Origin of the sequence: Microcystis flos-aquae FACHB-1344 (assembly GCF_014698375.1) — a bacterium.
Taxonomy (GTDB): Bacteria; Cyanobacteriota; Cyanobacteriia; order Cyanobacteriales; family Microcystaceae; genus Microcystis; species Microcystis aeruginosa.
Map to the genome: position 1 here is coordinate 14,760 of NZ_JACJSW010000092.1, position 12,369 is coordinate 27,128.

Genomic DNA, 12,369 nt, shown 5'->3' on the forward strand with positions numbered 1-12,369 from the left:
AATTTGAGATAATCTTAGCTTTTATGGGTATCATAGTTGTCTATTGTCTTTTTTATCTTCCTGTCTCGGAGTCTGGGAGTCTCCTCAGCTAAGGGAAAATCTTTGATTTTTGCAGCAGAGCTAATTTCTGATGGTGACAAGTTGTCACCGAGATGTATCCACGTTAACAGGGAAAAAGTGAAAACTCAGGAAATCATGACATAGACTGGCATCGTTAGTTGTCATTGAAGGATTCTGGTAAGATCAGGCTAGGGAAACCCCCGAAAAATCAGTTGTTTGTGAGCCATCCGCTTGATTTTGTTGTTGAAAAATTTTCTAGTTCGCTCAATCCTTTTCCTTTAGCGATCGCTTGAATGAGTAACGAAACCTATCTCAATCATCCCACTTTCGGTCTATTGTACAGAGTGTGTCTATTAGAAGAACATCAGGAATTATTTACCACTCTTTATGCCCAACGTCTTTTTTTTCTGGTGACGGTGGAAGCCAAAAAAGTCTCGTTCGCTCCGATTAGTCGCTCCGATGCTCGTCTTTTGGTGGAAAACCGGCTGCGGAATTGGCGACGGCGCGGTAATGTGCAAGAATTTAACAGTCTCAACCAAATTTATCAACAAACCTTTTCAGTCTAGTTCATGACGATCGCTAGTCGTATCGAGTCAATCCGTCTTACCCTACCCCCCTCCACGCGCCTGATTGCCGTCAGTAAACAGGTATCGAGCGATTATATCCGTCAAGCTTACCAGGCAGGAGTGAGAGATTTTGCTGAAAGTAAGCTACAGGAAGCAATCTCGAAGCAGCAAGAACTAAAAGACCTCCCAGATATTTATTGGCACTTTATCGGGCATCTACAGGCAAATAAAGCCCGCAAAGTCCTAGAATCTTTTGATTTAATCCATTCCCTCGATAGTTTAAAATTAGCCCAAAGACTCGATCGCCTAGCTGGGGAATTAGAGATTAATCCCCAAGTTTTGCTACAGGTGAAAGTTGTCCCCGATCCCGATAAGTTCGGTTGGGACAAGGACGAACTCCTAGCAGATATTCCCGCTTTAGTCAACTGTCAACAGCTAAAAATTCAGGGTTTGATGACAATTCTGCCCCAGGGATTATCGGCTGGGGAAAAGTTAGCCGCCTTTGAAAAAACCGGGGATTTAGCCCAAATAATCGAGAATAGTTCTAGTTTATGCCTGCCTCATCTATCCATGGGGATGTCTAACGATTATCCTCTGGCTATCAAGGCCGGAGCCACTTTGATCCGGGTGGGAACTGGCATCTTCGGCGATCGTATTTACTGAACCATCTCCGTAAATTTACAGAAAAAAACCCTAGAAATTTTAATAATCGGTGACAATATATCTTAAGATTACAGCGTTCAGTCTAGAAACCGGTGGTTAGAAATGAGGAATTGACTTTTTCCCAATCCCTGAAAACTATCCCCTGATAACTGATAACTGAAAAGAGGGAACTAACCGCTGCCTCCAGACGACTAGAATGACGAACCCTGAACAAAATAGTTCTCCTGTACTAAGTGAGAGCAAAAGTTGTTAAAGGCCACTAAAATAACCCCGACTCTAGCCAAGACCACCTAAAAAATCTTTTGAAGGACACTTCGACTGTGAACAACATTTTTACCAAACTCAAAGATTTTGTCGGCATCTCCGAACAACCAGAAGACGAAGACGAAACCGACTACGAAGAAATGAACTGGGAAAAGTCCTCCCCCCAAGATAGGGATCAAAACGAAGAAGAAGATCCCCTCAATCGTCGTCAACGCGAACCTTTAAATCTCAGTACAGCCACATCTATGGGACTCAACAGAAGCAACGTGATCGGTATGCCAGGTATCAACAACAATAATGCAGAAGTAGTCGTGATCGAGCCCCATTCCTTCGAGGAAATGCCCCAAGTTATCCAAACCCTGAGAGAACGCAAATCGGTGGTTTTAAACCTCAACGTCATGGATCCCGAAGAAGCACAAAGAGCCGTGGATTTTGTCGCCGGTGGCACTTACGCGATTGATGGTCATCAAGAACGCATCGGTGAGAGTATTTTCCTATTTACCCCCAGCTGCGTTAAAGTTAGCACCCTTTCCGGAACTATTCACGATATCACCGACAACCCGAAAATGGCTCGTCCCGTTTCCCCCGCAGCTGCTTGGGGAGCCGAAAGCAGTCGATTAGCTCAATGAATCCTCCCATAGTCCTCTCGTTAAGTTTGTCGAAGCTAAAAATCGATCGATTCTCGAGAGGATGCGTTTTTTTGGGGGTAAGACCTCTAAATCTGCCTTTTTTTCTGTTTACTTTTTACTTTAAATAATACTGTGTCTATTCGTTTAGGAATTATTGGCGGTGGAGTGATGGCCGAGGCCATTCTCAGCCGTTTATTAAAAAAAAATATTTATAGTCCCGAAACGGTGTTAGTCAGTGAACCCCAATCCCAACGGCGCAACTTTTGGGTTAATACCTACGGAGTACAAGTCAGTGAGGATAACCGGGAAGCCGCTAGAGCAACTGAGGTGTTAATCTTATCGATAAAACCGCAAATTTTAGAGCAAGTAGTGAATAGTTTGCTGGGAATACCCGAAAAACCCTTGATTATCTCGATTTTAGCAGGAGTTACCCTCAATCGCTTAGAAATGGGCTTTCCCGATCGCCCCGTCATCCGGACGATGCCTAATACCCCCGCCACGGTGGGACAAGGGGTTACAGCGATCGCACCCGGTCGTCATGCGGAACCGGAACATCTGGCCGTAGCCAGAGATATTTTTGCTGCGGTCGGTACGGTGGTGGAAGTTCCCGAAGCTTTGATGGACGCGGTAACGGGATTATCGGGATCGGGCCCGGCATTTGTGGCCTTGATGGTGGAAGCTTTAAGCGATGGTGGTGTGGCGGCCGGATTACCGCGAGCGATCGCGTCTCAATTGGCCCTAGAAACAGTTTTGGGGACGGCAACCCTATTAAAAGAATCGGCCATACATCCGGGTGAATTAAAGGATCGCGTCACTAGCCCCGGGGGAACGACGATTGCCGGGGTGAGACAATTAGAAAAAGGCTCTTTTCGATCGACTATTATCGAGGCAGTGGTGGCGGCCTATCATAGATCTAAAGATTTAGGGCGTAGTTCCGAAAAGTAATCTTGGTATCTTTTTTAACCCATAACTGATGTCTCAATCTGTGATAAGATACGCAGCAATTCTTGTCCAGAAAAAGTTATGAATAAGAAATCTTATCGTTTTGATTTAATGGCATTAATTGCCATTGCAGTTTTTTTCCTAGGAATTGTTTTCTGGAAAGTCCCGCTTCATTATCCCTATATCCTTAATTTTGATGAAGCGGTGGCCATGGTACTTGCCTACGTCACTAAACAAGGTTATCATCTCTACGAACAAGTTTGGCACGATCATTTATCGGGTTTATCTCTTTTACTAAATGGTTGGTTAAGCGTGACAGGATTTACTCTCTATGCCGCCCGCCTTATGGTGCTTTCTTTGTCCACAATTATGTTAGTAATTTTTTATCTAATTCTGAGAGTTAATTGCGGAATATTGGCCTCTTGTTTATCAGTATTCATTCTCTCAACCTGTCCAGTGTATATTAACCTGTCAACGACAATGTTGCGGGAATTACCCTCACTTTTTTTTACAATCTTAAGTATTTTTATTATCTTTAAAGCCCTTCAATTCACGGGTAAGCTTAAGTATGGGCTGTATTTACTCAGTGCCATTGCTTTCGTTTTTTCCCTGCAAATTAAACTTTCAGGCATTACTATTATCCCAACTGTAGCTTTAATTATTTTTCTTAATCAACAGAATAGTTTTATTAAAAGAATCATTGATATTGTTATTTGGTCAGTCGCTGTCGTTTTAGTCTTTGTCTTGGGTTCCCTGACTATTTTTCCTTTTTCCTACGCAAATATCATTAAATCTCATGTCAGTGTTGCCGCTAGTTTCGCTCAAGAAAATCTCACCTTATGGACTCTCTTGCAAAGCGCCCTAAAGTACGAACCAATTTATCTGATCGTCACAGTAATCGCTATTATAGCGATGGTTTTTACTCGCAATATAATACCACTTTTACCGCCGTTGGTCTGGTTAGGTTCTAATCTATTTAGATTTGCCACAGTTGCCCCAATTTGGCCTCATTATTATATCCACTTAATTATTCCCGCCGTTTGGATAATTGCCTTGTTTGTCGAACAGTTAAAAATTAGTGATAGTCTCGGGGAATTTAGGCAAAATCGAAAAATAACCCGGGAATTAGTTCTCAAAATGCTGATTTTTCTACCACTGTCTGGTCAATTTCTCTTTAATACCTTAAGAATAATCACCAATCGTGATCCCTCAATTAATGCCTATGTTCAATTTAATAAAAGGTATAAACCTCTTTTAGCAGAAGCTGTGTTTGAAAAATTTAAAAACTCCGATAAACTTCTGTTAACCGATAATCCTCACTATATATATCAATATTTCTTGAAAACACCCCCAGAAACTGCCGTCATCACCAGAAAGAGATTTATCAATCAGAATCTTGATGGGAATTTTATCCTAGAAGTTATCGAAAAAAGACAGCCCGATTTGGTTTTTCTCTATCGATTTGAAAAGGAATTTCTGCAATCACCAAAACTCAAGGATTATTTAGAGAAAAATTATATCCAGTTTCCCGACAAGCAAGAAAAAGGAACTCTCTTTATCAGTCCGAAAACTTGGCAAGAATATAAAAGTAAGGCTAATTAGAAATTGTGGACGCGGACTATTAACGTTTTTTCTTTTTTACCGGTTTTTGAGCCACTTTTCGAGAACGTTTGTAGGCCGATCCGATCCAATCACTACAACTATGACTCATCGCCCCTAATTCTAAACCCAGGAAAATAGCGATCGCTACCCGGGGATACTGTTGCCATAATGCGAGCGCTTGCTGCGGCCACAGTCGCCAATCCCAGTCTATACCCCAGAAACTTTGCAGGATCGGAATGATGACGATCGCCGCTAGTAAAAGAAAACTACCGAAGTAAAATAACCGAAAAATTGTGCCGATCAATAAACCGTGGGATAACCAACCGCGATGACGGATCATGGAACGGTAGGGTAGCCACAACCAGCGCAGATAACCCCAACGTTTGTATTGTACCGAGTGGATGTCAAGATCCGGTCCAAACAGAAATCCGCTAAACAAATAACTGGCCAACAGTAATAGGGTTAATTTACCACTGCCACTGACCAAAAAACTCGCCCCCGCAATCGGTGGCAGCAGAATTAGGGTAATGCGATCGTGAGTTCGACCAGAGGGCATCGGAAAAAAATTAACTCGCTCAAAAAAATAATATACTTTTTTGAAAATATATGTTATACTGAGAAAGTACGAAATTAATTCGGGCGTTTAGCTCAGTGGTAGAGCGCCTGCCTTACAAGCAGGATGCCGTAAGTTCGACCCTTACAACGCCCATTTTATTCGATCCTTGCCTCGTCAAGCTTTCACTCCCGATCGCCGGGTTAGATTAAAACTATTGAGGGGAATTGCTGCTGGAAGGCAAAATTGGGACTGATTGCTGGTAAGCTAGTCAGTAGGTACTAGGATTAATTCATCGTGGCACACCGGTTATATGGCCAATTGGAAATGTATTAAAAATTGTGGAGCTTGTTGTCAACTAAATCCCGATGAGCGTCCTGACTTAGAAGAATATCTGACTCCCGCACAATTAAGTCAATATCTCAGCATGGTGGGGGAAGAAGGTTGGTGTATACACTTTGATCGCCAAACCCGTCTCTGTACCATTTATGACCAGAGACCAGAATTTTGTCGTGTTCAACCCGATATTTTTGCCAAAATGTATCAAATTGCACCGGGAGAATTCGATCAATTTGCGATCGATTGTTGTCATGAACACATTGAGGATCTTTATGGGGAAGATAGCCTAGAAATGAATAGCTATCGTCAGCAAGTAGGCTAAGATTTACCCCTATCCCAGAAATAACTCAGACGGGGAAGAAAATAAGTGGTCTGGTTATTTTTCCTAGGTTCTCGATGGCTAAACCAGTAAAATTACGGAATTGATTGTTTTCCTGTTGAGGAGAAGTCTATAGGAAACTCAAAACCTCTAGGGGTGCAGAGTTTGAGTTCAGGACAGGGAAAAACTCTCATGGAAAAACCAGAAAAACAGCGCCGCAGACGCGGGGTTATCCTCACCTCCACGGGACTAGAAAAATTACTTACTGCCAAACAAGAAGCGGAGTATCGGGATAATCGCGGTCATCGTTTCACCCTAGAAGTCCTCAGCGAGAAAACTCTTTTAGGGGTAGATACTCTGATGAAGGTATTTGCTTGTGAATCGGGAGTGGATAAACAAACCCTGAAACATTGTTTTCAAGCTTTTAATTTAACTTTAGAAAATAGCGATTATTATCGTCCTAACCTACCAGAAACTAACACTATTAATCCTCAACTATTGCCTGAGTTACCAGAGGGACAAGTCCCCCTCAATTCCCCCTTTTATATCAACAGAAATAATCTAGAACAGACTTGTTATCAAGAGATATTGCGCGGGGGTAGTCTGATCCGGATTAATGCGGCCAGAAAAATGGGAAAAACTTCCCTGATGACTAGAATTATTAATCATGCACAACAACAGCAATACCATACCCTTTATTTCAGTTTTCGGTTAGCAGAAAGATCAATTTTTCAAGATTTAAATCACTGGCTGCGTTGGCTTTGTGTTAGTATTAGTCGCCAGTTAGATTTAGACAATCATCTCCCAGAGGATTGGGATGAATTCTTAGGTGGTAAAATTAACTGTAAAATCTATCTAGAAAAGCATATTCTCTCCCATCTCGATCGCCCTTTAGTGATTGCCTTTGATGATCTTGAATATCTTTTCCCCTATCCACAGCTAAGGGAAGAATTTTTTAGTATTCTCCACCTCTGGCACGAGGAAGGCAAAAACAAACCCCTCTGGCAAAAATTACGTTTAATTGTTGCCTATTCCCCTGCACAGGAGCTTGATAAAACTTCAGATACCTATCAATCTCCTTTTAGTCTTGGTTTACCGATCGAATTGCCTAATTTTACCAGCGCACAAGTACGAGAATTAAGTCAAAGACAGGGATTAGATCAGAATTTTGACTGCGAAAAATTACGGATATTTCTAGGGGGTAATCCCTATTTAATTCGTCTTGCTTGCTATCATATTGATCGGGGTAATTGTACCCTAGAAACCATTCTAGCTACTTCTATCGAGGAGGAAAGTAATATTTTTGCAGACCATCTTAAACGTTTACTTTCGCATCTACAATACTTAAAAGGCAATTTAGCGGCTATCTTTGCTAAGGTGGTGATGGCAGAAAAAGACATAGAAATTGATTTAATTGCCGCTTTTCACCTAGAAAGTCTCGGACTAATTCACCGACAAGGTAAGTTTTGCCGAGTCAGTTGTCCTCTCTACCGTCAATATTTTAGCGAATATTTCCGGCAACGTTCTGTTTTTTTGCCGCAAAAAACTTCTATCCTCGCCAAAAAAATTACGCTTGCTCGCTTTGATACTTCCGAAAAAAGTCGCTATGCTATGTAATTTATAGTCCGTTAGGCGCTCGGCTAACACAGGCTAGGAGTGCTAAAGTTATCACCATAAACATCCTCAAGGAAAATCAACTCGGTGCGGACAATCCTGCTGCAATCTCTTCTTTGGCTTTTTGGGCTGCTGCGACTAGATTATTCTTCGTCTGTTTAAACGACTGATCCCATCGTTTTTCTTCTTCAATTTCTGCAATATAAGCTCGAACGTACTCTACTAACTGCTCTTGAAGCTCATCAGGCAGAGACTCAACCATCTTGATGATCGTGGTAATAGCAGGAGAGGGCATGGTATCTATCAGCGTAGTAGGTTTTCTCTATTCTACAACGTCCACCGCAAACCCAAAATGATATGATCTTTGTTTCCTCTGTGTCTGGAGTGGTTTTTATTAATGAGCCTTGCTCAAAACCCAACAATTCATAATTGAAGAGCGAGGTATTTATGGGTAAAGAAGAAGAAATACTTGAACAATGGCGAGAACTGACACTGGAAAAGCAACAAAAAGTTTTACAATTTGTTCAAACACTGAAATCTAAGTCAGAAACAACAGCACCAATTAATTAGGAGTCTAACCCATGAGCGGCCCCACCATCGAAACCGATTTAGGAAAAATCCTAGACCAGATTAATCAGAATCTTAAAGAGACCAATCAGAAGCTAGACGCGCTCCAGAAAGATGTCACAGAGATCAGGATTGTTCAAGTCAGATTCGAGGCCGAAGTCAAGGGAGACCTCAAGGCATTACAGGGAGAATTCAACACCTTACAAGGTGATTTAAAAGAGATTAAAGGCTCCCAGAAAGCCCAAATTTGGGCATTAATCACCATCTTGGCAACAGCAGTTATCGGAACTGTTATCCGCTTTGTCATCACTGTTCCCCCTGTTAGCAACCCCTAACTCCCACTGCCGCGGAACAGGCTTCTGGTTCCTGTTTGATATTCAGGTAGAATTAATGATAGAATTGGTGCGTTACGGCGGATTGTTAATTTTGGTTTTTTGACCGGATTTGTAACCGCCTAAGGGAGCCTACACATCTTCTCTCAATGAGATCATCAATTTTTTTTAGGTACTTAATCAAATTCCTCCAGATGATTTATGAGTATCCTCTACTGTCTCAATCCCGAATGTTCCCATCCTCAAAATCCGACTCATTATAGCTATTGTCAAGGATGTGGCGGAAATTTAAGCCAAACTAGCCAATCATATTCTTTTCATAGCCGTTATCTCATTGTCGGAGTATTAGGCGAAGGCGCATTCGGTAGAACTTATCAAGCTAAGGACTTGAATTTTAATCAAAAACCCCGGGTTATTAAAAAATTTATCGCTCAAATGCAGGGAGCTGCTCTGGAGAAGTCTAAGGAGTTATTTCAAAGAGAAGCGGAAAAATTAGACGAATTAAAATACGAACAAATCCCCACCGTTTATGATTACTTCTCTCAGGGGAACTCCCTCTATTTAGTGCAGGAGTTTATTGAAGGAGAAACCCTGCTTCAAGAGTATCAAAGAGAAGGAAGATTTAGTGAACAGAAAATCAAGGAAATATTACAGCAATTATTACCAGTCCTTGTCTATCTCCATTCTAAAGGATTGATCCATCGTGACATCAAACCGGATAATCTGATGCGTCGTCGGAGTGACGGTAAATTGATGTTAATTGATTTTGGGGGAATTAAAGAGCAAACCTCCCAAATGGGGACAGGTTTATATACTCCGGGTTATGCTGCTTATGAACATATCATGGGCAGTGCAGTCGCCGCTAGTGATTTATATAGTTTAGCCGCTACCTGTGTCCGTTTATTAACAGGATGTTTCCCCCAAAGTAACAGTAATTTGCCTGATTCGGTCTATGATGTGAATCAGCGGCGATGGTTATGGCAATCGGTATTAAAATCGCAAAAAAGATCAATTAGTGATTTTTTAGCGAATCTCCTCAACAAGATGTTAGAAGATAAGTCTAGTCAGCGCTATCAATCAGCTTCAGAAGTTCTGACAGTGTTGAATAATCCTCCCTCAAGTAGATCTGTAGTACAACCTCCCCCCGTTTCACCTCCTCCTCAGAGAAAAATTAAGAATCCATCAGGAATAACTAGACGTAAATGGCTATATAACGGCATTGGGATGATTGTATTTGGGGGGGTGATCGGACTAGCAATTTACAGTATAGGCAATTATAATTTAGGAGATAATCAAGGGGCGATTGCGGATCAAAATCAAGCGATCAAACTCAATTCTGACGATGCTGTAGCCTACTATAATAATGGAGTTGATAAGTATAATTTAGGAGATAATCAAGGGGCTATCAAGGACTTTAATCAAGCAATTCAAATCAATCCTGACTATGCTAATGCCTACTATGATCGCGGAAGTGCTAAGTCTAATTTAGGAGATAAACTAGGAGCGATTGCAGACTACAATCAAGCGATTAAACTCAATCCTGATGATGCTGATGCCTACATTTCTCGCGGACTTGCTAAGTATAATTTAGGACATAATCAAGGGGCGATTGCGGACTACAATCAAGCGATTAAACTTAAACCTGACTATGCTAATACCTACTTTTGGCGCGGAGTTGCTAAGTCTCAATTAGGAGACAAACAAGGAGCGATCAAGGACTACAATCAAGCGATTAAACTCAATCCTGATGATGCTGATGTCTACAATAATCGCGGATGGGCTAAGTATAATTTAGGAGATAAACAAGGCGCGATTGCCGACTACAATCAAGCCATTAAACTCAATCCCGACTTTGCTTTTCCCTACAATAATCGCGGATGGGCTAAGTATAATTTAGGAGATAAGCAAGGCGCGATTGCCGACTACAATCAAGCAATTAAACTTAAACCTGACTATGCTGATGCCTACTATAGTCGCGGTTTAATATACAAAGAATTAAATGACAATGAAAAGGCAATTAAGGATTTTCGCCAAGCAACAAAACTTTATCAACAACAAAATAATCAAACCTGGTATCAAAACTCTCTGGATAGACTAAAAGAATTAGGTGTTTCCAATTAAATTATTGTAGGGAGTTAACACCGTCAAGTAGCTTGTAGGGTGCGTGTTTGCGCGTACTTAAAGGAAATTTGTTAATAATTAAACTATGATTGCGCCGTAACGCACCATCTTAAGAAAATTGGTGCGTTACGCTATCACTAACGCACCCTACAAGAGCCGCTACTGTGTCTGGAGTGGTTTTTATTATGATTATTTAACTGCTACCGAATATCCCCCCCGCAGTAATCTCTCCCTAGTAACAGGTTTCTAGTTCCTGTTTGATATTCAGGCAGAATGAATGATATAATTGGTGCGTGGGGCGTGGCTCTCTCGTGCAAAAGCTTGTTACCTGTAGAATATAACGATCTCAGGTCTTTTATCAAGTCTAATTTTAGGGGTTTTGCTCATGTAAACATCAGCTTTTGGGGAACTCGATAGATAAATTATGAATTATGAATTATGAAAGAGATTCGATTTAGCGATCATGCGAAATTTAAAATCGACATCCTTGCTAATCACGAACTAAATATTTCTCCAGAATTTATTATTGATACGATTTGTAATCCTGATAAAATAGAAATATTGCCAGAATCCAAAGTCATCTTTCAAAGGAGATTAAATGAAAACTTAGTTCTACGAGTTATTTGTCGAGAATTTAGTGCTTTTATCTTGATCATTACTTTATACCCTGGAAGGACAAATAGATATGAAAAAGATTAAATACAGTAAAGATGTTGATATCCTGTTAATTGAGTTATCGGATAAACCTATCAGTTATGCAGAAGACAATGGACAGGTTATCTTGCACTATTCTAATGACGATATGCTAGTTCTTATCGAAGTCTTAGACTTCCGAAAATTTATTTCAGAAGACACCACTGCTGAATTGGTATCAATCTCCTAGCTTCTGTCGGTTAGATATATGAACTATGAAAGAGAAGATTAATGAGAAAAAGTTATTAGTAATTAGAATTAGTTTTAGCTTAATTGTTTCAGTAATTTGCTGCAATGAGAATAAGCTGTCGCGCATTTAAACAATGACAATGATAAACCTAGAAACAATTCGCAAAGAGTAGTAATAGATGTCCCAAAAAGTGAATTATCAAAAAGAATAGAAGAAACAAATAGATATTCGGGAACGTTGTTTTGAGTATGCACTGCGAGCAATTAAACTTTATCAATCAACAATAATTTGAGAAAATGAACCAAAAAAATTACCAACTAACCTTAAACTTTGACCAGATTTTAGATTTGGTTAAACAACTCCCAGAAAGTGACAAAATAAAACTCAGTAAAGAACTCGAAAAAGAAACTTTAAATCAAAAATTAACCCAACTTTTAGAAACCTTTAAAACTGATGAGCTTTCCCTAGAGACAATTACCGAAGAAGTGGAGGAAGTTAGGGCTGAAATTTATGGACAACAAGCCACCGATTAAAGTTATTATTGATACTAACCTTTGGATTAGCTTTCTTATTGGTAAACAGTTAGCTGGTTTAAAATATCTACTGATTGAAAAAACTCTTGTGCCGATTTTTTCTCCACAGCTACTTAATGAGATTAACCTTGTTACCAAAAGACCAAAATTACAAAAGCATTTTCCCAAAAGTAAAGTTCAAGAATTACTTGAACTTTTAAGCATAATTGGGTTATGTATTGAGACTAAATCAAAAATTAATATCTGGACTTCCCCGTTGACAAAAAGCCTTCAAGGGGTGACAAGGCGACTAAAAGGCTTGCTGGATAAGGCGCATAGCCGTTAGACCCCTAGAAAAATCGGGGTGTTTTCCTGGCTTGAGGCGGATCAAAGAAAAGGCGAG

General features: G+C 40.4%; 17 protein-coding genes and 1 tRNA gene. 16 read left to right on the forward strand and 2 right to left on the reverse strand.

The features are described 5' to 3' along the window. Window positions 1–353 precede the first annotated feature (353 nt). The 5 genes from pipX (at window position 354) to H6G48_RS07085 (ending at window position 4,726) form a co-directional block, all read left to right on the forward strand. Window positions 354–626, forward strand: a complete 273-nt coding sequence (gene pipX, locus H6G48_RS07065; RefSeq protein ID WP_190720471.1) for a transcriptional coactivator PipX — start codon at window positions 354–356, stop codon at window positions 624–626. Window positions 627–629: 3 nt separating this feature from the next. Beyond that, the gene (locus H6G48_RS07070) at window positions 630–1,289 is read left to right on the forward strand and encodes a YggS family pyridoxal phosphate-dependent enzyme (protein WP_190720474.1); all 660 of its coding nucleotides are present in this window, start codon (window positions 630–632) and stop codon (window positions 1,287–1,289) included. 320 nt (window positions 1,290–1,609) lie between these two features. After that, window positions 1,610–2,182, forward strand: a complete 573-nt coding sequence (locus H6G48_RS07075; RefSeq protein WP_061432398.1) for a cell division protein SepF — start codon at window positions 1,610–1,612, stop codon at window positions 2,180–2,182. Between the two features lie 132 nt (window positions 2,183–2,314). Beyond that, window positions 2,315–3,127: a pyrroline-5-carboxylate reductase gene (gene proC / locus H6G48_RS07080; protein ID WP_190720477.1), complete on the forward strand. Its 813-nt coding sequence runs from the start codon at window positions 2,315–2,317 to the stop codon at window positions 3,125–3,127. 78 nt (window positions 3,128–3,205) lie between these two features. After that, the gene (locus H6G48_RS07085; RefSeq protein ID WP_190720479.1) at window positions 3,206–4,726 is read left to right on the forward strand and encodes an ArnT family glycosyltransferase; all 1,521 of its coding nucleotides are present in this window, start codon (window positions 3,206–3,208) and stop codon (window positions 4,724–4,726) included. Window positions 4,727–4,745: 19 nt separating this feature from the next. On the opposite strand, the gene H6G48_RS07090 is transcribed toward H6G48_RS07085, so the two are convergent. After that, on the reverse strand, window positions 4,746–5,282 hold the full coding sequence (locus H6G48_RS07090; RefSeq protein WP_002796310.1) for a metal-binding protein: 537 nt from the start codon (window positions 5,280–5,282) through the stop codon (window positions 4,746–4,748). Window positions 5,283–5,363: 81 nt separating this feature from the next. Here H6G48_RS07090 and H6G48_RS07095 point away from each other — a divergent pair. The 3 genes from H6G48_RS07095 to H6G48_RS07105 all read left to right on the forward strand — a co-directional run bounded on the left by H6G48_RS07095 (window position 5,364) and on the right by H6G48_RS07105 (window position 7,554). Continuing rightward, window positions 5,364–5,435 (forward strand) — tRNA-Val (locus H6G48_RS07095). Window positions 5,436–5,592: 157 nt separating this feature from the next. Continuing rightward, window positions 5,593–5,940 (forward strand): YkgJ family cysteine cluster protein, encoded by a 348-nt coding sequence (locus H6G48_RS07100; protein ID WP_190720481.1) that lies wholly within the window; start codon window positions 5,593–5,595, stop codon window positions 5,938–5,940. 189 nt (window positions 5,941–6,129) lie between these two features. Further along, on the forward strand, window positions 6,130–7,554 hold the full coding sequence (locus H6G48_RS07105; RefSeq protein WP_190720482.1) for an AAA-like domain-containing protein: 1,425 nt from the start codon (window positions 6,130–6,132) through the stop codon (window positions 7,552–7,554). Between the two features lie 76 nt (window positions 7,555–7,630). On the opposite strand, the gene H6G48_RS07110 is transcribed toward H6G48_RS07105, so the two are convergent. Then, window positions 7,631–7,846: a hypothetical protein gene (locus tag H6G48_RS07110; RefSeq protein WP_002800398.1), complete on the reverse strand. Its 216-nt coding sequence runs from the start codon at window positions 7,844–7,846 to the stop codon at window positions 7,631–7,633. Window positions 7,847–7,998: 152 nt separating this feature from the next. Here H6G48_RS07110 and H6G48_RS26795 point away from each other — a divergent pair, with 152 nt between their 5' ends. The 8 genes from H6G48_RS26795 (at window position 7,999) to H6G48_RS07140 (ending at window position 12,312) form a co-directional block, all read left to right on the forward strand. Further along, window positions 7,999–8,121, forward strand: a complete 123-nt coding sequence (locus H6G48_RS26795; protein ID WP_002800399.1) for a hypothetical protein — start codon at window positions 7,999–8,001, stop codon at window positions 8,119–8,121. Between the two features lie 11 nt (window positions 8,122–8,132). Next, entirely contained in the window at window positions 8,133–8,453 is a 321-nt protein-coding gene (locus H6G48_RS07115; RefSeq protein ID WP_002734355.1) for a hemolysin XhlA family protein, read from the forward strand. Between the two features lie 198 nt (window positions 8,454–8,651). Further along, the gene (locus tag H6G48_RS07120) at window positions 8,652–10,571 is read left to right on the forward strand and encodes a serine/threonine-protein kinase (RefSeq protein WP_190720483.1); all 1,920 of its coding nucleotides are present in this window, start codon (window positions 8,652–8,654) and stop codon (window positions 10,569–10,571) included. 121 nt (window positions 10,572–10,692) lie between these two features. Beyond that, a complete protein-coding gene (locus tag H6G48_RS26800) occupies window positions 10,693–10,821 on the forward strand; it encodes a hypothetical protein (RefSeq protein ID WP_277752979.1) in 129 nt (42 codons plus the stop codon). Window positions 10,822–11,009: 188 nt separating this feature from the next. Continuing rightward, window positions 11,010–11,270, forward strand: coding sequence for a DUF4258 domain-containing protein (locus H6G48_RS07125; protein WP_002793552.1), 261 nt, complete (start codon window positions 11,010–11,012; stop codon window positions 11,268–11,270). Then, the gene (locus tag H6G48_RS07130; RefSeq protein WP_008198105.1) at window positions 11,257–11,454 is read left to right on the forward strand and encodes a DUF2283 domain-containing protein; all 198 of its coding nucleotides are present in this window, start codon (window positions 11,257–11,259) and stop codon (window positions 11,452–11,454) included. Before H6G48_RS07125 ends, H6G48_RS07130 begins: the two co-directional genes overlap by 14 nt. Window positions 11,455–11,750: 296 nt before the next feature. Further along, window positions 11,751–11,987: a type II toxin-antitoxin system VapB15 family antitoxin gene (gene vap15 / locus H6G48_RS07135; RefSeq protein ID WP_190720486.1), complete on the forward strand. Its 237-nt coding sequence runs from the start codon at window positions 11,751–11,753 to the stop codon at window positions 11,985–11,987. Next, window positions 11,965–12,312, forward strand: coding sequence for a putative toxin-antitoxin system toxin component, PIN family (locus H6G48_RS07140; protein ID WP_242034563.1), 348 nt, complete (start codon window positions 11,965–11,967; stop codon window positions 12,310–12,312). Before vap15 ends, H6G48_RS07140 begins: the two co-directional genes overlap by 23 nt. Window positions 12,313–12,369: the final 57 nt, after the last annotated feature.